Here is a 23653-nt window from a genome sequence, read left to right on the forward strand (position 1 = left end):
TGCGTGAGATTTTTGTAAGTATTTCCGCGCGGTCAGGTAGGTTGGAGTTCAGGCTCGGTCACGGGTGGATTTAAGCTGCGTTGGCATGATGGCCCAAGGAGTGCCGCTTGTTAGTTTCTCGTTTAATCTTTTCGCGTTCGAGGTGCATGGCCTGGCCGCGTCCGGTGCAGACGTTGGCCGGATTCAGGTTGTCGAAGCTCCCGTGGTATCGGCGATAGTTGTATTGCTCGGCCAAGGCCGCGATCGGGGCTTGGAGGTCTTTCTGGAAGAGGTAGTTTTCCTGGGATGCGGCCTTCAGCGAATGGCACTTCGGTGACATTGTCCACCTTCAGGTTGGTGCACAGATTCCAGGCAATAGTAGCGGGAGTAATCGTCGAGAATGGTCGACAGGTAGAACCAACACCAGCCGGTTTCTAGGGTGAGATTGGCTAGCGTCTCTTTCAGGTCGCTGCTTTCACGACTGCGCGCAGTCACGTCACCGTTGGTCTTAAAGGGGGCGGTCACCGGCAGGATGCCTCTTGGCAGCTTCGATGAACTCCTTGGGTTGGCGGCAGATTGCGGCAATGCTGCCTTCGCCGCGCACCCCTTCAAGAGGGATTTGTCGTCGGCTGAACGGTGCTTGTGTGGCGCGCCGAATGTCCTTGATTGTCTCCTCGAGCGTCGATGTCTCAGGCCCGGTTTTTTCAAAGGCGGTCCGGGACATGAGAAGGATGGCACCGCCAATCAATTCCGAGTAGACGTTCCAGTCGCGTTCGCATCCTGCATTGGTTCGTCGAAAAAGCGTTCAATGCTTTCACGTTCATAAAAAGCGCAAACACCTCCCGCAGTCGGAATCGCGGGCTGCAGCCTATTCTCTCTGATCACACCGCGAACCTGAGGCTGGGTCAGCCCATTCGCCTTCATGAGCTGATTCACCGTGACATAGCGCTCCCGAAATTTCGTGAGCTCATGTCGTGTCATGACACGGTACACGATTGAGCCCGATTCTGACCTAACCTCCTCGAAGGCAATAAAACCATTGTTCTGAAGATATGAAAGGTTTCGAGGCGGCAGGTCCAGAATTCGCATCGCTTCCTTGTTGTCGGCGTGCGTGCTGGATGCCCTTGGACCGACAAGCTCCGCGGGATCGATCATGATGTCATCAAGGAGGAGTTTGCGTCCGCATAGGGCGACGCGACTGAACTCGCCCTTGATCACCTTGGTCAACACGTCGACTAGTCGCATTACATTCCGATCGGCAGCTTCTCTAATAGATTGCATCTCTGGGGATGGTGTACCGCACGCAATCTTTTGAATGGACGCGTACAGCTCCTTTACTTCGTTCTCCGAGATCAAGCGTGTATTTTGTCTACCGCGGTGGCCGATCTGATCCAAATCCAAACGGCGCAAGACACCGGCAGTCACAAGCTGGCTGACCAACAAGGGCTTGCATCTCAGGATTTTCGCGGCCTCGCGGAATTGAATCCTGCCACCAGACATCCGATCAAATAAGGATAGCGCGCTGATGGGGATCGCCTTGGTGTCGATATTAGCATCAACGAGCCGACGCCGCACGACGGGCGCGGAAAATCCAGTCAAAGTCGCGATTTCAGTAACAGTCGTCCAATTTTTTTTCTGCGTACAGGCAAACTTTTTCACAGAACCCGTGAGAGGGTAGTTGGAAGCCACATGAGCCTGAAACAGTTGGCTGATGTATTGGTAGCTCTCCTTTTGCTGACTTTGCCTGATGTGGGTATAGAAGCGACCGTAGCGAAGAAACGTGCCTGCTGCCGCGTTTTGGGAGATGCGGTCGAGAGCGCTGTTGAATTGGTCTACGCCTCCTGCCAGAATTCCATACCCAACGTCGGTAGCCTCGTTGACAGCGTTTTGCGTTAGGTGCTCGAGGGTTTGCTCTCTGCCGTGGACTAGCGCTACGCCCAGGACCCTGCTGATATTGAGTACTACCGCAGTCTCAAGTTTGTCGATTAGCGGCCCGTGGGACGTATCGCCATAGAACCTATCACGAATGAACAAGTCGACCGGGCCGGCGGGACGTTCGGAAGCCCCAGAAGACAGTCGCTGAATTTCCTTGTGCTCGGCGTCTAGTTCCACGCAGAAGTCAAACGAGGGGTTCGTTTTGCGCCCCGGAAGTTCGAGAAGTTCGCAGCCGTGGACATGGCAGGTGCGATACGCCTTCACAAGCCACAACGCCCGGCGATAGCGACGTGTTCCAGGGATACGACTATCTTCCAGTTCGTCGGCCTCAAAGCATTTGGGGCAGAAACGCAATGTATTACGAAGCAGCAAAGCCTGTTCAAAAGTCTGCCCAAACATGGTCACCGAACGATAACCAGAAACCGTCGTAGCATGGTGCAACAGCTGCTCACTTGGCAAGCCAACCAAAGATGAGAGCATTTCGATGGTATCAGATTTGCCGTGGTTAAGACCGTGGAATGACATTTCGTACGATTTGCAGAAGTAATCGAGAGCACCCATGCGGTTGGCTTTCGCCAAACGGGAAAGGTACCCCATGAGGATTTCATCTCGGAAGAGTGGCACTTGGAGCATGTGTCGGATTTCTCTTGCTATAACTCGAAGGGCTTCCCGTGTCGGCAGCGGGATCAATCAACGAGTGTTGTTGTCAGCCTTCCGTTCGCATCAACTTCTCGAACAATCTTGAACCAATCTTCGGCGAGGAAAACGTTCGTGCTGTTGTCGCAGTTGCTGAGCCGTCGATACCCTTCTGCAAAGTGATCATGATTGATGACTTTGTGGTGTGAGGTTTTGTCGTCGAAGATGGCGCACTGGATAGCGAGCTTCATCAACTGCACTACCATTCCAAACCGCTGCAATCCTCCATGCATCAACCGCATGATAAACTTCTTCGTGGGTTTGAACGAAATGGTGAATCCGACAGTAGATGCCAGTTCAATCATCACCGACGCTACGAACGTGATTTCATTCTCCGTAAGCTGCTCCATTTCTACGACACGCGTTCGGCGAGATGTCTGCTGATGGGGGTCGGCCTCAATGATATTCATCATGTCGTCCACGCCACTCATAATCAGCCAAACCGGCCAAGTGTCAGATTGCATGATCGCTTTGACCTGATTGGCTGGATGCTCCTTCGACTTGCTCGTCGTAGCGTGGAGAACGTGCTGGAACTCATCAAAGAAGACGATCTTGTACTCTTTAACCATCAGGGCATCACGCAGCTTGTCCCAGATAGCTGTTTCGTTTTTGAGCGTGCCGCCTGGGTAACCCGCAGCCTTGAGGGCATGTTCGCCGAGTGACTTCATCGAACATCCAGCGGGTGTTTTTACCCAGAGACAAGCCTGCTTCGTGTTGCCATACTGGTCAACATAGGGCTGGAGGCCGGGGTGTGATTTCAGCCGGTGGCGGATCATGGTGCTTTTCCCGCTGCCGGATTTACCCGGCACCGCAATCGCATACCCTTCCGGCATGTTACCTGCGGCGATCTCTGAAATCATGATGTTGAACTCATGGCTGAATTTTTCATCCGTCTTTGTCGCGACATAGAAGTTCTCCAGCTTAGCAAGCAGTTCGCTACGTGAGCGTTGTACCGGGTCCATAGTCGAACGCAGAAACTCAAGCATCGTTTTGGGGGCCTGCGAAGTCATAGTATTACTCCTTCGTTTCGACACGTAGCGTGACTAGGTTGATGTCGAGTTCGTCATCTTCGTCTTCATTCTCGGCAGGGCGGAGAGACTGTGATTTTGTTGCCTTTTGCGTTTTGGTTTTACGAGGAACATTATGGGCGGTGCGCGTCTCGTTCGGCTCTTCCAAAACCCCTGCGTCAAAGGTACCAGTTGGGTTCATAGGGTCATCCTCCGAGGCGCTAACGACTGGTTCGACGGTGCCTTCCGAAACTGGGCGCTGGGACGGATCAGCAAAGTCGACGTAGAGGTGTTTGGACCACTGCCAGTTCATCATGTTCTTGCGTTCGAACATTTTGATCGTCTTCTCTGTAATCAGAGGGCTACCAATCTCGTGAGCCAACCGCGTTGCGTTAGCGGTCTTCTCAACAGCCGCTAGCGTGTCAGCGACGATACGACGTGCGCGCTCCTTGCCAGGCGCGTTGTGGCCAAATTTTCCACGGATGTAGATCACCGTTTCCATCCATTCGGGCACCGATACACCTTTAAAGCCTTCGAAGGTGGCGTATGCGTCATACCACTCGCCGTCACGAGGGTCTTTGAAAGAGATAGCGGACATGTCGCGGTCGCTCATTCGTACTTCCACTTCGCTATTGAGTTTGTGCATCGCGAGATCATCGAGTTCTTTTGACGCGTAGACGTTGCCGAGGATTGTGATGCCGTGCCGTCCGACGATGCGAAGAAGTCGGATGCCGAAGATGTCGCGGTATTGCTCCACGGTCGGCGGAGGAGATACCCCGCGCTCCTGCTGGGAGCCACGATACCAGCGCTCAAGCGGCGTCTCGCCGCTAAGGGATCGATGGGGCGTGTTGTGATAGCAAATGACGATGAGCTGAACGAGGAGTTCACACAGCATCTCGCGGGTGATGTGAGCGTGCTTCTCTGGCTTGTACTGTCCTTTCAGCAGGATGTTCTCGAACGTCTGACCCGAGAAGAAGTGCATGTAGCGGGTACTCAATGACTTGAAGAACCGCTCGACGCGGCTGCGAAGATGGGGATGTTTGCTTGGAGGAATCGCATGCTTGCCAGTGAGAGCCTGCACGACGAGAGGGAACTCGTCGTTTGCGAAGCCCGCTCCAGCATCAGTGTGTACCCGGTCGGGGATGCCACACTGGGGCCATTCAACGATTTCCTGGGAAAGCGCCGTTGTGTACTCTTTGTCACGAACAGCCATCGCCAAGGTGGCAATGGATTCCGCTGCACAAGGTGCGCCAGCAAGAATCCTCATTCCGAGGATAGAACGTGAGTAGGCGTCGAGAGCGATGCAAATCCAAACGCGGCGAATTTTCTCGATCTCAGCCTGGATTTCGGGGGCGAGAAATTCCCAGAAACCGAACATTTCGCAAATCACCATCAGGTCGAGGTTCTGCTCATCCATCTCCACAATGTGGAGTGGGTAACGCGGCTGAAGGCCTTTCCGGCTAATGGCGTGCCGACGGGTTGTGAGGTGATGGTCTTTATCTCGGGCAAGTTTTACGGCGAACTCGTCCGTCGCCGCCACCATCCGGCGGAAAGTGCCATAAGAGCAAAGTCGGCCTGGCTCCTTATTGCGCGTATGGTCACGTTCCATCTTTGAGAACGCGGCCCACATGCTCGGCACGTTTTCGTTCAAAAACTCATTGATGTAGACGCCGAAATACTTCAGTTCGTCCGCGGTGAACTTGCTGCCAAAGGCTACGCGTCCTCGATGTTTCCACACAAGGCTGCTATCCAAACGGTTACCGTTCTGGAAAACCTTTAGCCAGCGACGGAACTGACGGACAGAAACGATCCCACGCTTTTTGTTGCCGCGTGTTTTCCGGGCATCGTCAGCCTTCTCGATCAGCGCCGCGTTCTCCAAGCGGAATTTGCGGAGGAACTTCTTGATGTCGTCGTCAGACTTCGTCAGCGTTCCCTCCTCAAGCTCTTCAAGGAATTGGCGTACGGCTACCGTTTTGAGTGCCACATCCGCGCGTAATTTATCGAGCGACCGTTTGGCGGCACGCTTGATGGCGTTCTCTTTCGAGAAGTAACCTCGCTCAATGACCAATTGATCTAGGTGGATGTGCTCCCGGATTTCCATCCAGGTTAGCACCACCGTATTTTGCGGGCGATCGTCATCAGACTTGATGACCACCCCATCTTCCAGTCGCTCGTCAAAACGATACGAGCGTCCAAAGAACTCGAGACGATCATCGGTCCCGATTTCTGTGTAGGTTACCTTTTTGGGATTTTTCTCTTTCTTCGTCATTTAGATGCCTTTACGAGAGTTACGCGGGAGAGGCGTGTCATGATCACCTCTTCAGCATGCGGGTGGTCGTGCTGAAGCTCGTTGTCGTCGATAAGTCCCCATACGGCGGTCCAGCTGTCGGCGAAGGTGACCGCCGGATAGAGTTCGGAGAAGAGGTCGAAGAGCATCGCCGTACCTCCCATCATCCGAAGCTTTTCCACTAGCCGTTGGTTGGTCGCTTCGTTCTGAAGCTTGCGTGCTCGCAGGCGTTCCTCGGCGTGCAAGACCGCGGGCTTGTTGATTTGACGCTCAGTGTAGATGTGGATGCGATGCGCGAACTTTCCGACGCATTGCTTGGTCAGCAATTCGTGGGTGGTCTTGAGATCGCGCAGGTTACCTTCCGCACGGACGAGATAGAGCGTCCGACAATTGTTGTCGAAGTCTGCGCAGATGTCGGCGTAGTGGTGGTGTAATTTCCCACGATGTGTGAAAGGCAGCGGTCCGAACTGTGTCCGTACACGGACAACTCGCGGATTGCATGCGAGCAGCGTCAGCAGGCCGGCTTCCAGTTGGCTTTCGAGACGATGGCTGGTGCCGCTATCACCGAATGGCATAGTGATGCGGTTACTAACGATGCTCATCCGTTCTTCTACGGGGACACTGTCAGGTTTGTTTTTAAGCGAGATGTCACGGTCGCCTTCTACGATGACCGGATACGAGCGCCCGCGACGACGACCGTCACCTCCATTGCCGTTATCACGTGGTGACGCGAAATTTGTCGTGCGCACATACGGGACGGCTAGAATGTCGCGGCCCTTACGGCGCTCATGAAGAATCTGGATAGCGAGCGGAATTTCGACTTCCATGCTTCGTCCTTTCCCATGCGGGATCGCTCCGTCAGCCTTTCGGCTACAGAATTGAACACGCCGTCGGTCTTCGAGGTCGACCGATGACAGGCCTGTCGCTGCGGTTGCGGCTACAGACGTATGAGGAAGGGGAGGGGTGCAGAGTTGTAGGGAAGGATTGCGTTCGATAGGGGATAACCAAGCGCGGCGACCTGGACGAACGATCCGGAAATGAAGCCAACCCGAGTATGGCTTTGCGTAGCTGTGTTGTTGAGCATGCTGGTTCTCGACCTCATTGCGATCATCTCGCTGGCCAAGGTGTCCTGTCGGGATTACCTAGCTCAGTGAGACGCGAAACACACCTTGTTCGATATTCGCATGAGTTACTCTCCGAGGTTGGTGTCGACTGTGTGCTGCGACACGTGAGCTAGGAGAATGTTCCCATGCGAACATTACTTGTTAGTTAACGCTAATATAGCGTTATCCTTCGCTGAACGCGGCGGGTGAGGTCGAGGTCAATTGAGCTCACAGTGGAGCTCTCTGAGCGATTGGCCGTTAGGGCCAAGGACAGAGCTGGCATGGGTTATCCTTTCCACACGAAGACCTGCAGGTGCGATATAGCGCCCGCGATGATTGAAGATCAGAGTCTTAGGAAAGGAAATTATTTGGTGGTGGTACGCATCGGGCATCTCCTTGAGAGGGAAGTGGTTTAGCAAAACACTCTCCGGGTTAACCCACCCCGGGGAGCATGCTTGGTACGTGATGCTAACGTACCTCCACCGCGGGGACAGTTGTCGTCCTGGGCCGCGCTATCTCTCTGGCAAATCCCGTGTTCCTCGGCGGACCATGCAACTCTTAGGTCGCCGCATCGGATTTGCAACTGCGCATTTAACGATCTTTTCGATCGCGTCAACTGAAATCGACCGAAAAAAGAAAATATTCTAAGTCATTGTTATCGCGTACTAATTGTAAAATTTTAGCAATCGGAAAAACCCATTTATTTTTCCGGGACTTAATCAAAAGTGAAGTTTGAACGAGCAGTTCCCCACCAATCTATGGCCTTCCCTCTATCGCGATGATCGCAACGGAGGCCGCTGATTTCCGCGTGGGGGCCATTGAAAACCATCGGGGGTGTGCTCTAACTTTTTGCCAACAAGACTGTTGCGAACGCTCGATTTCAGAAAGGGAAGGCCAGCAAATGACGAAGAGCATCTGCCTCGAGCTTCTCTCTACCGTTTCTGAGTTCGACACCGACCGCGCTCAACACCGCTCCACCGAGGTTGGAACTTTAGGGATACCCCTCAGAGTCCCATTACCCGACAGAAGGAGCCAATATGTCTGTAAAATCCCGCACCTCGCGTACGATTAACAAAGCCCCGCATCCAACCATCTCCGAGGATGCGTACGCGCGTCGCATTCTCGAAGCGACGTCGGTGGTGGCTGGTTTCCTGATGGCTTTGCTGGCCGATAAACCTCATCGCTGCCTTGATGGCATGTTGATGGTCGTGAGCGCTCAGAATGTCACCTTGGTCCCCGATGGTTCCATTGCCGAGAAGAACACCGCGAACATTCCGATGCCTCGAGGCACCCAAGTGCGCCACGTCCTGGATGCATTGAATGTGGTAGAAGGCGACGTCGAATTGGCTATCAAGCTGCTCTCAGTCCGATTTGCGGAGGCCAACGACACGGGAAAGACTTTGAACATGTACACCGACGAAGAAATCGGTGGACCGAGCGTGGCCCTATACCTGGCGATCCGGGCTTTGGTTGACGGCAAAGCTTGAAATAAGACCTACAGAGCGGCCGGACGACAGCTAGACGTCGTCCGGTCTTTTAAAAAATTAGAACACGCTTATTGACGTTCGGTGATTTGTTCTGTATTTGTTCGCATATGGAACATCTGACCCACCTCATACGAATAGGTTGATCCCCGCCCGCTGCGAGTTTCGCGGCGACGATCAACAGTATTGCGTTGGGGAATTCGAGATGGGTATCGCAGACGCCGCGAAGTCACTTCGCGCAAACCGCAGTTCCGCATCAATCCGTACTTTCGAGCCTTCAGCGACCGTCAAGTGTGATGGTCCAGCTGTCTTCCGTTCTCAGGTGGCGAGAGATACCGCCTGCCTATTCGACGTTAACCCGTCGATCACTTCCTGGCACTGTATGCCGATATCGCTTGATTACGGAGGAGGTGCCCACGTTCCAGATTTTGGTATTGTCGATGATGACGGAAGTCGCTTGTTGATCGATTCACCCGATAGAGCCTCTCCGATCGACACTATGGAGATTGAGGCCTGCGCCTCTCGTCACGGGTTGAGGTATCGGCGTCTCGTCCGTCAGGAAGTCTACGAGGGGTTCCGATTGCAGAATGCCAGGGACCTGCTCCGCTACGGCAACCACACTTTAGCACTTGGTGACCGTCTGAGAGTACTAGCAGCATTGAGCGAACATGGCACGCTCAGCGTAGCAGATTGTTTGACTGTTTTTGCTGAAACCAAACCAATTGCCGGGCTCGCACAGTTGATTTTGCGCGGCTTCGTAGAAATCGACCTCGATACGGAGTTGCTCGGTCCGGAAACGATGGTTCGGCGAATACGGTTCTGACTGACACGCCAGCGTACCCGTTTTCTCCATTATCCGAGGCAGCCATGGAATCCTACAGCGAAAACCTTTTCGCCAACCGCGACCCATTTCACAGCGTTAAATACGAACTCACACTGGCCACACAGCTGGCAATCGTCTCAATCTCGAGGCCAATCAAACGGCTTCTAAAAAGACGATCGTCATTTGTCGCAGCATTCGTTCTGCCGCCGAAAGCAGACCCACATGCGCACAAAATGGCGGCCAAGTGGCTGCTCGCAGGGACAAATCCGACTAACAGTGAACCCGGCAATAACTACGTGTTATTCATTGACGAAGAAACCGATCTTTCCGAGGAGTTTGCTGGGTTCCGGAAGCTCCGAGAAGTTAAACGGGCAATCATTCTTCTTCGGGACGACGCACTGTTGACTGATGAGGTGCGCATTGCATCCGACATTATCGTTCCATTGTCCGAGCCATCTGCCCGTGACTATCGTGTAGCAGCGCACCGAATGGGTGTCACGATCACGACGGCTCAATCCGAGTTCCTGGCAGCACAATCCGTAAGGCGGGTCGAACTCGCTTGGAGGCGCGGCCGATCCATGGCGGCCAGCGTCAAGCGTCTCAGTCTATATCCGGCGACAGAACAAGGGACGCGGTCTGCGGGCTACTTGTCGTCTGGGCCGACGCTACATGAGCTGGCAGGATATGGAGAGGCAAGAGACTGGGGGATTTCTCTCGCCGAAGACCTGAAGGCTTGGAGAGAAGGAGGGCTTTCGTGGGCGGATGTCGATTGTGGTATTCTCCTTTCCGGACCTCCCGGATCGGGCAAGACGTTATATGCCGCAGCGTTAGCGAGGACGTGTAACGTACCATTGATCCTCGGCTCAGCAGCGAGGTGGCAGGCAAGAGGCCACCTTGGAGATATGCTAAAAGCGATGCGCAGAGCGTTCGCTGATGCCGAAGCACAATCCCCGGCGATCTTGCTGATCGACGAGTTTGACAGTTTCACCAACCGTGATGACAGAACTGGTAGTAGCGACAACTACCATCGCCAGGTGATCAACGCGCTCTTGGAGTTGTTGGACGGTGCGCAAGCACATGAGGGCGTCGTTGTCATTGGTGCAACAAACTACCCAGGTATCATTGACCCCGCGCTTCTTAGAGCAGGGCGACTGGAACTCCACTTCTCAATCCCGCTTCCCAATGCTTCCTCCCGCCAGGACATCTTTCGTTTCTATCTCCGAGAAGCCCTTAGAGGAGAGACTTTGGATGCCGTCGTGAAGGGAAGCGAGGGATGGTCTGGAGCAGACATCGAACGTTGCGTCCGCGAGGCGCGTCGAGCTGCAAGAAGAGCAATGCGGCCAATCTCGCTTGACGATCTCCTGGCCGCCATGCCGCCTTGTATCCCGGTGCCGCTGGCAGTCCAACGCTGTGTAGCTGCCCACGAGCTAGGACATGCAATCCTCGGTGTTTTGCTTGAAACAGAACCTTTGGTGTCCGTTTCGATTGCAAGGACAATCTATTATGGCAGATCACCTCAAACAATGGGGCGTACCGAGTTCGATGAACAGCCTTTCAATCGGAGAACGGTACAATACTTCCGAGACAAGATTGCCACTTTGCTCGGTGGTGTCGCAGCGGAAGAACTGCTGTTCAGTAATTTCGAGAACGGTGCGGGAGGCGACATTACCGCGGACTTAAACCGCGCAACCGATCTCGCCACCATGATGGAGATCACGTGGGGTTTAGGTAAAACGCTGACCGTCGAGCCTGGCAACAGCCCTCGCGAACTGGCGGCATACCGCAATCGGCGGAAGAGTCTAGCCAAGGCCGTAGAGGCGACGTTGCAGACCGAATTTGCGCGCGCGAAATCTCTGCTCGAAGAACGCCGGGAAGTTTTGATCGATCTTCACGCGCAGCTCGTAAGGGAAGGAACTCTGACCGCTGCGGTGGTTCAGGCTGCAGTGGGCACGCACGGGAGGTAGGATTATCTCATCAATCCAAAGCCGTCGGAGTCGAACTCGGTCAATGAGAACAGAGCCGCATTTCCCTCTCGGCCGAGGTCAGTGTTGCAGCGATGGAACCTGGCCGGGGGATTATTCGACTACCCATTGCCACATCCATTTCCGAGCTTGAACAACCAAGCTCGGGAGCAAGGATCGGAGTATTGCTGTATCCGCGGGGCCAGCTGAGTTCCCGTAAGGCGGGCGAACATGTGGCCTGGTGCTTATCGCCATCGTCTGGGATGAGGAAAGCGTTATCCAAACACGGGAAGTCATGGTCTATGCCAAAGCGGTTAAAGCCATCATCGAAGGAGTTAGTGAGCGGCGCAATCGCTAATTCTCGCTTGGCTGGTTTTAATAGGCATAAAAACACCGTGGAAGTGATGGTCCGGATTGCAGAAGGCGATATGTCCGTCGAGGAACTCGAGGTTTGGGAAAATTAGCAGGCCGCGCTGATCAGAGGTTATTCGGACTAAGCTATTTCCAATTTGCGGTTGCAGCTTTGAAACTCGTCAGAGCAGCGCCGCGCGCTCTTCTCAAGTGTTTCTGGATGCCTTCTAGGTGTAGTTCAGAATCGATGCCGTGAGCAACACGGTCTCTTTCCAATACCAATGCAGTAAGAAGCTCTTGTTCGAACTGCTTTTTGTTCCTTCCGCGGAACAGCAGTCCCTCTATCCCTTCGGGTGTTATTGCATTGAAGCGACCAGCTCCCAATTCCTCGAAATTGAGAGAGACTATGAAGTTCGGTGCGATTTCCATGTGGGAGAAGTCTTTGTCGTCCCATTCAATGCGATCGCTATTGCAACCGAAATGGAACTCGATAATCGCATCGTCCGGATCGTTGAGTAGCTCCTGCCGGAATACGTCGATTACCCTTTCCGCCTCGTACAGCTGTCCGGCGGTCAACTCTACCCCGTCGAAGTTGTAACAAAAATGCCTTTCTGCAGTCGACGTCTCAATCACACCACACCCCCATTCTGAAATTTGGATGAAGATTTGGAGGCCGAGCGTAAATTATCGGTTAGCGATTAATGTCAGCGAATGACAACTCAGTTCTTTGGTAAAGACAGCGTAACATGGCGTCCCGCGCTCTGCTTCTTTCATAATCCCCAAATCATCCGCTTGGCATCCTTCCGCAAAATAGTTGAGCGTTACCTCTCGTCCGCGTGAGGATAGAGCTTGGAGCAAGCATTCAGGGCATACGGGGGCGTGGTCGTGTTAAAGCGTTTTGCAGTGGTGGCGACTTCCTTAATGGTTGTCTACGCTGGGATCGCTCATGCGGAGATCACCATCGAGCGAGTGCCAATCGACGACGCTACACCCGTCCTCCTGTTGAAAGGCGAATTCACCTCAACCGATAACCCGGAGCAATTGGTCCGAGAGGTCGCCTCTAGCGGTGCCAAAGTGATCACGTTCAATAGCGATGGGGGAAATGTTGTCTCGGCGATGGCCTACGGCAGGACGATCCGAAAGCTGGGTCTATCGACACTGCAGCTTCGGTCGACACAATGCGCATCCGCCTGCGCGCTCGCGTTTGTCGGAGGTATTACGCAAAGTAGGTGAAGTATGCGTCTGACGCTTGGCGTTGGGCTCGGTAACGATCGTGATCGTCGTCGGTTGTGCCAGTGACTGAACCCGCCAGTTCGCGGACCAAAAGCCGCCAACGCCATTCTGCAACCGAGTTTCCGACTAAGCCGTGCGGCCAGACCTGAGCTACCTCTCTGCCATCATGATAGCCAACCCAGCGATCCGTGTCGGGAGGCAAGAGCCAGCGTAACCTATGGATCAACTTACTTCCCTTGTGATTTCGTAGTTGCCGCCCTTGAGTAGTTCGCAGGTGATCTGGCCCATACGAGATGGGTGTGCTTTGCTAGAGAGATGTTCATGAGCCACTCCATCTGAGGATCATCGGCCACGCTTCTTCTTGTCTTCTGGCCCACTCATATCCCGGCCGACCCATTTGAAGAACACTACAAGTGCGGTCCCGATCAAAAGAAGGGGTACAAGAGCTTCAAGGTCGAACATCGTCCATATCTCCGTTCACAGGGAGAGAACTATAGTCGCCCGGTTTTGACGAAACATCTGGCAAAAGTGGGGGGCGACTTCTTACCCCGCTCTATACGGTCCGTGATGGAATACCGTGCCGTCCCGACGGCACGGTGCAAAGAAAATTCCGAAGGGAAAACGGCCGAACCCCTCGTAAGCCCGGCCGAGCTGCGACGCGTTACATCCACAACCGCGACGATCCATCCACGATGTTCCGGTCTTCGTCAATAAGGGTCGGTAGCGTAGGTGTCGGAGATCGTTTAGCGATAACAGTAAGGGCAGCACCTCTGCTGCTGTTGATGATGTCCCGAGCCGTGTGGGCGCAGCCGCAGCCAAGCTCCACGGCCGGATTTCCGTGGTGGACAGACCTTCCGTTATAATAACTGGACTTGACGATCTAATGCCCGTCTGTTGGTTGTGAATTTCATAAAAATCAACCGAGGGCGATGATATGTTTACGTCGGGGATTAGCACTTCACACGGGTCAATTGCTTTCATCGACACAAAAGGGGCCGGCGTTCCTTTGGTGATGGTACATGCCAACTCGCTCTGCAAAGAGGCGTTCAGGCCTCAGATTGAGGCTCTATCTGTAGTGCGACGTGTGATCGCGTTCGATCTCCCCGGACACGGTTTTTCTGACGATGCAATTGATCCCCAGCGCACATACAGCATCCCTGGTTATGCGGACGCACTGCTTGAGGCATTGTCGGGTATGAACGTGGACCGGTTCGTGGCGCTCGGGCACTCCCTGGGTGGACATGTCGTCCTTGAAATGTTGGCGAAGAAAGCTTCGATAGATGGAGCCATGATTTTTGGGACACCGCCGATCGCAAACTCTCCTGAAGGCTTGCAGGCGGGATTCAAACCTAGCCCCGAAATGGCCTATACAGGCAATCCGGTGTTGAGTGACGATCAGGTGAGGATGGTTGTCGAACTCGCGCTGGGAAGTGACGGTGCTGATGAAGAATTCTTTCTCAATGCGGTGCGGCGGACTGACGGTATTGCGCGCCAGTTTATGATCGAAGCGGCCGTGAGAGGGGAAGGTAGCAATCAGCGTCATACTGTAGAGACATCACCGATCCCCATCGCGATCATAAATGGTGAGAATGATGCGGTGATAAACCTCGACTATATCGACGGTCTGGATTTCGCGAACCTCTGGGAAGGCGAGCCAATTCGCATTAAGGAAGCTGGCCATGCCGTTCACTGGGAACAAACGACGAGGTTCAACGAGCTGCTTCTTCGCTTCGAAGATTTCGTGAACGATCGAGCTCAAATCTTAGAGCGTGGTCAGGTTTTGGGAGGCTGACCATAGCCAGCGTTCGAGACCATAAGGGTCTTTGGCCCGAAACTCGTCTGGAATTTCCATCCTCCCCATATGCGCAGGCGAGGATGTAATTGAAGAACTCGTGGTTCGGTATTCGCTCGCCGACGTTCACAATTTCATAGGAATCGGTTATTGTGAGACGTCAGTGAATGAGGGTCACGTGCGGGAACCTATAGCTATCTGGGAGCGGAAAGACGCTGAAGGTCGGATATCAGAAGTCTTTGACGCTGCGCGTAATGATCGCCCTCAAAGCGTACGTGACGAGAATGGATTCTTTGAAATCACATTCAAGCCTCGGCCGAAGGGGCCTATAGGCGCTTTACTATCTCGTGGCGGTCCGAAAGACCGCTAGGCGTATTTCATCGTCGAATAGCTGCCCCTGTTTGGACTGTCTGATTGTTCAACGACCCACACTGAGAACGCCGGATTGTAAACTCCAGGCAGTGCGAAGTATCGGGCTATCAGCGCGAAATCTTTTCCGTTGAGCGTTGCTATAGGCATTCCGTGGACTATGGAAACGGCCGCTATAAACAGGTCTTGTCCCGGTTTTCGTCTCCTTGGATTTTCAGGGTTTGTGTACCAGAGATGATTTAGCGGTTCACAGCATTGAAGCTGGGCTAAAGTTTTTGCAACTTCATGGTTGATTTCTGGATACTTAAAATCCCACTCCAGTAGTTCGTCAAACCAGGCCATTATTTCTGCGGCGAGGCCTGGATGGCTCGCGCCGATGTCGACAATCCCTTGTTGGATTTCCAATAGAACAGGAAATGGAATTGCCAAATCATCCTGCTCGGAAAGCCACTCTGCTACAGAGGGATGGGCTTTTTTATATTGGGCTTGGCTCAAAACACTTGTGTCTAAAAGAAACATCCCCGGTTCTCCAGTCGGGACAATACAAATGTGATTTGGGAAGTGTCGAATGCGATCATCATTCGGTCAATGATAAGTAGTTGTGATTCAGAATTTGGTTGGCGCGGTTGGGGGTGCGTTCAAGCGGTTCCTATCAACGCGGCAGTTTTCGGCGGGGAACCTGTCGCGGGCAATCTGAAGTGCCCGATGAAAGGCTGTTGGATGTTGAAATCGTTGCGATGTACTGGTGATGCATTCTGGCATTCTGAAAGGTAGTAGGCAGTAGTACTCAGCGCTCGCCCCGGACCTCGGCTATCTGGGGCGTATCGAAGGAGACGCGGCGCTTCCCATGCTGCCCACCACCCACCGCACCGAGAGCGCCGACAAGACTGGCAAGAACGCGACCCGGACTGTCACCATCCACAGGCAAATGGAACCGCTTGACGTCCTTGAACCGCGCAAGAAAATTGTCGCTACGGAAAAGCACATCGCGGACCATCGTTCAACAAGACTACCTCACATGCAATACGAGCGTGACGGCTGGCGCGAAGACTTCGATTTTTTCAAATCGGAGTAACTAGATGTCAGACGACAAAAGCAAATTGACAACCGCTTCAGGTGCGCCGGTCACCGACAACCTGAACATTCTGACGGCGGGACCCCGTGGCCCGGCGCTCTTGCAGGACGTTTGGCTGATCGAAAAGCTCGCGAACTTTGATCGCGAGGTCATTCCTGAGCGGCGGATGCATGCCAAGGGCGCTGGGGCATACGGTACGTTTACCGTCACCCACGACATCACAAGGTTCACCAAGGCAAAGGTGTTTTCCGAAATCGGCAAGAAGACCCCAATGTTTGTGCGCTTCTCGACCGTTGCCGGAGAACGTGGGGCGGCGGATGCGGAACGCGATATCCGTGGATTTGCGATGAAGTTCTACACCGAGCAGGGTAACTGGGACTTGGTCGGCAACAACACCCCGGTGTTCTTCTTCCGCGACCCTCTTCGGTTCCCCGACTTGAACCATGCGATCAAACGCGACCCGCGTACGGGTATGCGCAGCGCCCACAACAATTGGGATTTCTGGACACTGCTTCCCGAGGCATTGCATCAGGTCACCATTGTGATGAGTGAACGCGGCATCCCAAAAAGCTTTCGACATATGCATGGGTTCGGCAGCCACACGTTCAGCTTCATAAACAACGACAACAAACGCTTCTGGGTGAAGTTCACCCTCAAGACCCAACAGGGAATACAAAATCTGTCGGACGCCGACGCTGAGGCAGTGATTGCGAAGGATCGGGAGAGCAATCAGCGCGATCTGTTCAACAGCATTGAAAAGGGGGATTTCCCGCGGTGGACATTGTATGTCCAGATCATGCCCGAAGAGGATGCCCAGACATATCATCTGAACCCCTTCGACCTCACAAAGGTCTGGCCGCATGCGGACTACCCACTGATCGAAGTTGGGGTCATGGAACTCAACCGAAACCCAGAGAACTTCTTTGCCGAAGTCGAACAGGCTGCATTCTCACCTGCGAACGTCGTGCCAGGGATAGGATTCTCGCCCGACAAAATGCTTCAGGCCAGGTTGTTCTCCTACGCTGACACACAACGATATCGGCTTGGCGTCAATTTCAACCACATCCCCGTGAACGCCGCGAAATGCCCTGTGCACAGCTATCACCGCGACGGCCAGATGCGTGTGGATGGCAATCTCGGCGCGACACCAAGCTATTTTCCGAACAGCGCGGGTGAATGGGCGGATCAGCCGGACTTCTCCGAGCCACCGCTCGCAATCGATGGGGCTGCGGCACACTGGGACCACCGTGTGGACGCCGACTATTACTCTCAGCCCGGAAATCTGTTCCGGATGATGAATGCGGCTCAGCGCAAGGTCTTGTTCGAAAACACGGCGAGGGCGATTGACGGGGCGAGTGAGGAAGTGAAGCGCCGTCACATCGAGAACTGCCGAAGAGCCGATCCGGAATATGGGGACGGCGTCGCAGCGGCAATGGGGCTAGCCTAAAATCACGACCGCCCAGTCTATAACAGGAGCTGGGCGGACCCGATTTTGCTTTAATACAGTGAAGCAGCCACCACTGCGATCAGAGCGACGATCAACCAGCCGATCCCGAGCATCAGGGTTAGATTGTTCAATGCCGCCGGAAGCACTGCGGTCCGAGCACCCTTCCGGCGACTGTAGGGGACTGGTTCGAAATCATTATCCATTGACCCCGCCCAAAAGGCATCGCCGTAGATCGGAAAGGCGCTTCTCTGGCTCTTGGCTTCACGAGACATGGTTGTGTTGGGGCGGTTTAATGCAAGATCAGAAATCCTCGCCGTATCTTCCTGCAAGGGCAGCAAGCCAAGGGTCGGTACGAGATTTGTCGCGGCGATCGTTCGAAGCAATGCGCTGGATGGAGCGGACATTCCGGTTCCTTTCAAAGCAGGAGAAGAAGTTGGAAAGACAGTACAGCCGGGTCTGCCCTTGAGGTATTACGCGAACGTTTCGCCCTATCATGCTTTGGTCTAGGGTTTTCGATCCTCGAGAAGGTGTATTCAAAAGCGGGGTGTCCGGTTCAATACCGAGTGTGTGTCGCGATGCCAGTTTCCGACGGTTTTCTCATCCAAGGAGTAGCAAGATGACGGGCACAGAACATTTCGATTTGGTTGTTTTCGGAGGTGGCAAGGCAGGCAAGACCCTCGCTATGGACAAGGCGCGCGCTGGCTTGAAAGTCGCGGTAGTCGAGGAAGGTATGATCGGGGGCTCCTGTATCAACATTGCCTGCATTCCAAGTAAGACACTGATCCGAAGTGCTGAGGTCGCGCACAACGCAACACACGTTTCTCCGTTTGGAACCCGTACCTCAGCCGTCTCAATCGACATATCAGTGGTGGCCGCGCGTACGGCAGCCGTGGTGGCAGAAATGGTTGAATTCAATCAGGCTGGTTTTGACGCGAGCGGACTCGAGTTGGTGATCGGGCGGGGGGCTTTTGTTGGTTCCAGGACAATCGAGGTGACAAGCGGGAAGGGCAAGCGTACAATCGCTGGTGACAAGGTTTTCATCAATCTCGGTACGGTTGCTGATGTGCCTGACGTCACTGGGCTAAAAGACGCGAAGCCCTTGACCCACGTTGAAGCTCTCAAACTGAAAGAGCTTCCTCAGAAACTGGTGGTCCTGGGAGGCGGGTTCATCGCGCTTGAACTCGGCCAAGCATTCGCGAGACTGGGTTCAGATGTGACGATTGTCGAGCGTAACGGTCGTCTTGCCGGACGCGAAGATGCGGATTTTGCCGACGCAATCCTTGCTGCTGTTTCAGCTGACGGTGTGAAGGTCGAATTCAATTCGGTCGTAAAAGAGGTTCGCGGAAAGTCAGGCGTGACAGTCGAATTAAACCTCGCGGATGGTCGTCGGATTGATGGCACTCACCTACTCGTTGCCACGGGACGCAGACCGCGCACGGCCAACATAGGTCTCGATCTCGCTGGCGTCAGCACGGACAAAAAAGGCTTCATCGTTGTCGATGAACGGCTGAGAACCACAGCTCCAAATGTCTGGGCGATGGGGGAGGTTGCCGGAACGCCCATGTTCACACACGCGTCCCTCGACGACTACCGGGTTGTAAAAAGCGACCTCGAGGGAGGCTCACGGACGACAAAAGGACGTTTGATCCCCTATTGTGTGTTTGTCGCACCGGAGTATGCCAGGGTCGGTACGAGCGAAACCGAGATGCTAAACCTCGGCCTACCTTACAGGGTTGCAAAGCTCCCCTTGGATGTGGTGCCGCGCGCACGCACTCTCTCCGAGAGAGCTGGCTTTATGAAAGCCGTGATCAGTGCCAAGGACGATCAAATCCTCGGTTTCAGCATGCTGGGCGTTAATGCCGGCGACGTTATGAGTGTCGTTCATACGGCAATGCTTGGAAACCTGCCGTTCACGGCCCTTCGCGACGCGATCTTCGCGCATCCGACGATTTCGGAAGGCCTCAACATGCTATTTGCTAAGGTCGTTCAGCCGACCTGAGTGAAACGGAGAACGCGGTCTAATCCTGTAATGCCATTTCGATGTGATGGATCAAATTGGCGATGTCGGCGGGTTTCGTCAGAAATGCCACCGCGCCTCCTGCCATTGCTCGTGTCCTGGTTCTTTCATCGGAGTAGGACGTCATAAAAATAATGGGGGGACTCGCGCGCTCCAGATTCAGTCGGTCCTGCAGGTCCAGCCCATTGAGGCCAGGCATCATGACGTCGAGCACGAGGCAATCGATTGAGGATCGCCTCGTGTCCGCAAGGTAGCTTTCGGCGGACGCATACAATCTGCTCTCATACCCACACAGCTCGACAAGGTTCTCGAGGGCTTCACGGATGGCTTCGTCATCGTCGACTATGGCGATCGTCGAAATATCGGGCACTTCTACCTCCAGGTCTGCTTGGTTCATGCCGGAGAGTACCTCGCAAAAGCTGTTGTGTGGTATCATACGCTGGTGTGATGTCGGTCAGGCCAAAGAATCTCGCACTGCTTTACGAGCTCGACGACGGACTTGGCCTCCATCTTTCGCATCATGTTGCCCCGATGGATTTTCACGGTAATCTCACTAATCCCAAGGTTAAATGCGACCTGTTTGTTCATCCGGCCCTTTACGACCTCATGCATGACTTCCCGCTCGCGCGGTGTGAGGGTGTCGTACCTTGCTGCCAGCGAGGAGATTGTTGTTTCCTTCTGTTGACGGTCTCGGCTGATTGCAAAGGCCGAGTTCACAGCGTCCAGTACGTCTTGCTCCAAGAAGGGCTTGGTCAGGAAATCGACCGCACCTGCCTTCATTGCCCTGACGCTCATCGATATGTCCCCGTACCCAGTCATGAAAACGACGGGGAGCGAGATGCCGTTCTTTTCAAGCTGCAGTTGGAAATCGAGGCCGTTGACGCCTGGGAGGCGTACATCAAGTAGGATGCACCCGAAAGGCGCGTGTGGCTTCGCCAGCAGGAAGTCTTGGGTGTTAGGATGCTCCGATGAGGTAATGTCGACCGAACGCAGAAGGTCGGACACGGCGGAGCGGATTGCTTCATCGTCATCGACGACATAGACGATAGGGGCCAATGCGTTGCTTACAGATGAGGAGGTCACGCTTCGGCTCCTAGAGGAATAGTCATCTCAAAAAGCGCACCACCGCGGTCGTCATTTCGAGCTGTGAGACTCCCGCCAACAGCCTCCATCATGCTTCTGCATACCGAAAGTCCCATACCCATGCCCGAACTCTTGGTGCTGAAGAACGGTGAAAAGAGTTTGGGCATGACCGCTTCTTCGATTCCGGGGCCAGTGTCCTTGACGCGTAGGGAAAGAGCCGTTTCACCTTCGCGCGAAAGAGCAATATGAACGGAGCGCTTGCTGCTTTCAGCACCATCGATCGCCTGTATTGCATTTGAAATCAGGTTGATCAAAACCTGTTGGAGCTCGATACGCACCGCCGAAACCAAGGGAAGGCCATCCGCGATCTCAGTGGTCAACTCGACGTCGTCTCGTTGCAGTTCGTGTTCCATTAGCGTACGCGTCTCCTCGACCAATTCTGAAACTGAAACAGGCTCGAGTTTTCGCTCGTCCTGTTTGATCAGGTTACGAGCATTCAGGATGATCTCGCTCGCGCGTTGGCTATCGCGAACAATCCTGTCAGCAGATCGACGCACAGAACTGAGGTCTGGCGGGTCTTTATCCAGCCAGCGGATTAATGTCTGAGCGTTTACGACAATTGCTCCGAGTGGTTGATTGAGTTCGTGCGCGTATGACGCCGCGAGAGCTACCACGGTTGCGGCGCGAGCGGCGTTTGAAAGTTCTTGCTGTGCGTCCAACAAAGCTCGTTGCGCTTTTTCCCGCTGGGTGATGTCCAACATCCCCACAGCGACACGGTGATAGCTGCCGGGGTCATCAGGAAATCGTAGGCTCAACAGAACCTCGCGCTCGACACCGTCGCGGGAGGTGATGTAGCACTTCCCTTGGAACTTGCTCCTTCCATGAAATATGCAATCGAGCATTTCCAGCATCGATTCTGAATCCGTCGAGACATATGGGAAGAGTGAGACAGGAAGCGGTTCATCCGACTTCAAACCCAGCAGTTCTCTTGCTGCTTCGTTTGCCGCAACAGTTCGTATCCTCGATACTGCTTCTGCCATCATATCCGGGTTGGCCAGCGCGTAGCTTCGAAAGTCATCGACCCCATTCCGCTTAATGTCTTGTAGGAACGATGCGACGAGCGAGTAGTCCCGCTCCCAAAGCGCTACCTGGCTTTGTTCGAAGATCGACCGATATCGTGTTTCGCTTTCCCGGAGAGCGCCATTCGCCTCAACTAGTTTATCGTTTGCTCTGCTCGTCTTCAGTAGAAGGGTAATGGTGATCCATAGCGCAGCGAGCGACACCATCAATCTCAGCAGGCTTGGAATGTCGACACTATCGAGGTGATCAACGGCGAATCCTGCAAGGCAGAGAATGCTACAAATCACTGAGAGGGCGTATAGACCTGCATGTGTAAGAACAGGGGAGGCCAACAGGAGGACAACGACATAGAGTACCGCGATGGCGCTCTCGATCGAGGTGAAGGCATCGATGTAGAACACGATCAACGTAATCACGACGGCGGCGAGCGCTCCAACCACGTCCTGGATCGACTCCTTTGATGCCAAGTCATCCCGAAACAGTTTGCTCATTCTCACAACAGAACCTCATGAATGGCGTCGATCGGTTCGAGCACCGCATGTGCGATGTTGTGTACGAGCCGGCCTCGTTGGCGTATGGCTAAGGCCTATCATGGAGTGGGCATTGGTGAGGATTATACTCGAGCATAACTGACCGACCGAGCAACGTAATCTATTTGCTCGGTTCTCAAAAAAACGAGGTCGCCGCGGCGGCCGACGACCCTCGGAGATGGTCTATGGTTTGTCGTGGCGTGTTGCTTCTTATCGGACCGCCACTACCTTTGGACTGTCGAAAAGTAGCATTTCAGTCCGCCCCGGAAAATAATACTCAGGTGTGGGGTGCTCGGTACCAACGTAGCCTGTGGGATAGTCAACGGTAGCGCTTTCTCCGTGGACATCCTTCTAGTAGGGGTGACTTCATGGATCGTCTGAAGACTATGGAAATATTTGTGAGGGTCGTGGAGGCTGGTAGCCTGACCAAGGCGGGAGCAACGCTTTCTTCCCCCCGATCCTCAATCACGATGGCCCTAAATCGACTTGAAGAGTACCTCGGCGTCCGGCTCCTGCAAAGGACGACCAGGAGTATCAGTCTGACGGCAGATGGTGAGGTTTACTACGACCAATGCCGCCGTATCCTCCAGGAAATAGATGGTGTTGAAGCGAGTTTGAGGCGTGTCGATGCGGCTCTGGACGGGAAGATTCGGGTTGATATGCCTGTTTCCATTGCGACCTCAGTCATCATCCCTGCACTTGATGATTTCAGAGCGCGTTACCCTGATATAAAGTTGAAGATTGGAGCTAATGACCGTCGGATTGACCTGATTCAAGAGGGGGTGGACTGCGCGATCCGAACTGGTCCGCTCGCAGATTCAGCCCTTATAGGGCGGCGGATCGGCGGCTTCAGTTGGATAACCTGTGCTTCGCCCGATTATTTGTCGGGCAAGGAGAGACCTCAAACACCCGAGCAGCTTTCGGTTCACTCCCTGATTGGGTACTTTCATGGCGATGGCGGCGCAGAGAAATGGGCGTATGGAGATGACTCGCTTTCGCTGACTGTACCCGTCGAGAGCCATCTCTCTGTTAACGAGACATCTTCCTATCTGTCACTTGGAGTTCATGGCCACGGGATCGTGCGGTTGGCGGACTATATAGTTCGCCCCTATTTGACCGATGGAAGGCTCGTTGAACTCCTGCCTGACTATCGGCCGCCCGAAACGCCTATCTCGATCCTTTTTCCGACCGCCAGACACTTGTCACCAGTCGTTCGAGCTTTTGTAGACTGGTCCTCGGCATTGTTTTCCAGGAAATCTTAGTGGCGAGCTGCCCGCCGCGGTGCTGAGCCTTTGCAGCAGCAACAAACTCGGCCCAATTGTAAACTGCCACGATCCACCTCTTCGACACGTATGGAGATGGATATCGAAGAGAGGCTTACGGCCTCTGAATGAAATTGGT

Annotated in this window: 19 protein-coding genes; 8 read left to right on the forward strand and 11 right to left on the reverse strand. The window is 54.0% G+C overall.

The genetic code is table 11. From position 1 onward, the window contains the following. Positions 1-70: 70 nt before the first annotated feature. From N7578_RS23755 to N7578_RS07735, 5 genes are all read right to left on the reverse strand, one after another. Positions 71-319: a hypothetical protein gene (locus tag N7578_RS23755; protein WP_422646675.1), complete on the reverse strand. Its 249-nt coding sequence runs from the start codon at positions 317-319 to the stop codon at positions 71-73. 404 nt (positions 320-723) lie between these two features. Further along, a complete protein-coding gene (locus tag N7578_RS07720) occupies positions 724-2547 on the reverse strand; it encodes a TniQ family protein (protein WP_311109690.1) in 1824 nt (607 codons plus the stop codon). Positions 2548-2600: 53 nt separating this feature from the next. Continuing rightward, positions 2601-3620: a TniB family NTP-binding protein gene (locus N7578_RS07725; protein WP_149147584.1), complete on the reverse strand. Its 1020-nt coding sequence runs from the start codon at positions 3618-3620 to the stop codon at positions 2601-2603. A 4-nt stretch (positions 3621-3624) separates the two neighbouring features. Then, positions 3625-5886: a Mu transposase C-terminal domain-containing protein gene (locus tag N7578_RS07730; protein WP_311109691.1), complete on the reverse strand. Its 2262-nt coding sequence runs from the start codon at positions 5884-5886 to the stop codon at positions 3625-3627. Beyond that, positions 5883-6731: a hypothetical protein gene (locus tag N7578_RS07735; RefSeq protein ID WP_311109692.1), complete on the reverse strand. Its 849-nt coding sequence runs from the start codon at positions 6729-6731 to the stop codon at positions 5883-5885. The genes N7578_RS07730 and N7578_RS07735 overlap by 4 nt, the downstream gene beginning before the upstream one ends. Before the next feature lie 1313 nt (positions 6732-8044). On the opposite strand from N7578_RS07735, the gene N7578_RS07740 reads away from it, so the two are divergent. From N7578_RS07740 to N7578_RS07750, 3 genes are all read left to right on the forward strand, one after another. Beyond that, a complete protein-coding gene (locus tag N7578_RS07740) occupies positions 8045-8494 on the forward strand; it encodes a hypothetical protein (RefSeq protein ID WP_311109693.1) in 450 nt (149 codons plus the stop codon). Between the two features lie 202 nt (positions 8495-8696). Further along, positions 8697-9314, forward strand: a complete 618-nt coding sequence (locus tag N7578_RS07745) for a hypothetical protein (RefSeq protein ID WP_311109694.1) — start codon at positions 8697-8699, stop codon at positions 9312-9314. A 44-nt stretch (positions 9315-9358) separates the two neighbouring features. Beyond that, the gene (locus tag N7578_RS07750; protein ID WP_311109695.1) at positions 9359-11278 is read left to right on the forward strand and encodes an AAA family ATPase; all 1920 of its coding nucleotides are present in this window, start codon (positions 9359-9361) and stop codon (positions 11276-11278) included. A gap of 495 nt (positions 11279-11773) precedes the next feature. Here the strand turns inward: N7578_RS07750 and N7578_RS07755 are convergent, their stop codons facing one another. After that, positions 11774-12259: a hypothetical protein gene (locus tag N7578_RS07755; RefSeq protein WP_311109696.1), complete on the reverse strand. Its 486-nt coding sequence runs from the start codon at positions 12257-12259 to the stop codon at positions 11774-11776. A gap of 1534 nt (positions 12260-13793) precedes the next feature. Here N7578_RS07755 and N7578_RS07760 point away from each other — a divergent pair. Then, entirely contained in the window at positions 13794-14651 is an 858-nt protein-coding gene (locus tag N7578_RS07760; protein WP_311109697.1) for an alpha/beta hydrolase, read from the forward strand. Between the two features lie 366 nt (positions 14652-15017). On the opposite strand, the gene N7578_RS07765 is transcribed toward N7578_RS07760, so the two are convergent. Then, the gene (locus N7578_RS07765; protein WP_311109698.1) at positions 15018-15539 is read right to left on the reverse strand and encodes a PIN domain-containing protein; all 522 of its coding nucleotides are present in this window, start codon (positions 15537-15539) and stop codon (positions 15018-15020) included. Positions 15540-15867: 328 nt separating this feature from the next. On the opposite strand from N7578_RS07765, the gene N7578_RS07770 reads away from it, so the two are divergent. Then, entirely contained in the window at positions 15868-16095 is a 228-nt protein-coding gene (locus tag N7578_RS07770) for a hypothetical protein (RefSeq protein WP_311109699.1), read from the forward strand. Positions 16096-16099: 4 nt separating this feature from the next. Beyond that, positions 16100-17542, forward strand: a complete 1443-nt coding sequence (locus N7578_RS07775; RefSeq protein WP_311109700.1) for a catalase — start codon at positions 16100-16102, stop codon at positions 17540-17542. Positions 17543-17592: 50 nt separating this feature from the next. On the opposite strand, the gene N7578_RS07780 is transcribed toward N7578_RS07775, so the two are convergent. Next, positions 17593-17946, reverse strand: a complete 354-nt coding sequence (locus N7578_RS07780) for a hypothetical protein (RefSeq protein WP_311109701.1) — start codon at positions 17944-17946, stop codon at positions 17593-17595. A gap of 212 nt (positions 17947-18158) precedes the next feature. Between N7578_RS07780 and N7578_RS07785 the strand changes: the two genes are divergently transcribed. After that, entirely contained in the window at positions 18159-19541 is a 1383-nt protein-coding gene (locus N7578_RS07785) for an FAD-dependent oxidoreductase (RefSeq protein WP_311109702.1), read from the forward strand. 19 nt (positions 19542-19560) lie between these two features. Here N7578_RS07785 and N7578_RS07790 read toward each other — a convergent pair whose 3' ends face one another. From N7578_RS07790 to N7578_RS07800, 3 genes are read right to left on the reverse strand one after another with little or no spacing between them, the layout of a single operon-like run. Then, positions 19561-19956, reverse strand: a complete 396-nt coding sequence (locus N7578_RS07790; protein ID WP_311109703.1) for a response regulator — start codon at positions 19954-19956, stop codon at positions 19561-19563. A gap of 35 nt (positions 19957-19991) precedes the next feature. After that, positions 19992-20642 (reverse strand): response regulator, encoded by a 651-nt coding sequence (locus tag N7578_RS07795; protein ID WP_311109704.1) that lies wholly within the window; start codon positions 20640-20642, stop codon positions 19992-19994. Beyond that, positions 20639-22213: an ATP-binding protein gene (locus N7578_RS07800; RefSeq protein WP_311109705.1), complete on the reverse strand. Its 1575-nt coding sequence runs from the start codon at positions 22211-22213 to the stop codon at positions 20639-20641. Before N7578_RS07800 ends, N7578_RS07795 begins: the two co-directional genes overlap by 4 nt. 407 nt (positions 22214-22620) lie before the next feature. On the opposite strand from N7578_RS07800, the gene N7578_RS07805 reads away from it, so the two are divergent. Next, a complete protein-coding gene (locus N7578_RS07805; RefSeq protein WP_311109706.1) occupies positions 22621-23514 on the forward strand; it encodes a LysR substrate-binding domain-containing protein in 894 nt (297 codons plus the stop codon). Positions 23515-23653: the final 139 nt, after the last annotated feature.

The organism is Agrobacterium tumefaciens (genome assembly GCF_031801495.1).
In the GTDB taxonomy this organism is placed as follows: Bacteria; Pseudomonadota; Alphaproteobacteria; order Rhizobiales; family Rhizobiaceae; genus Agrobacterium; species Agrobacterium tumefaciens_K.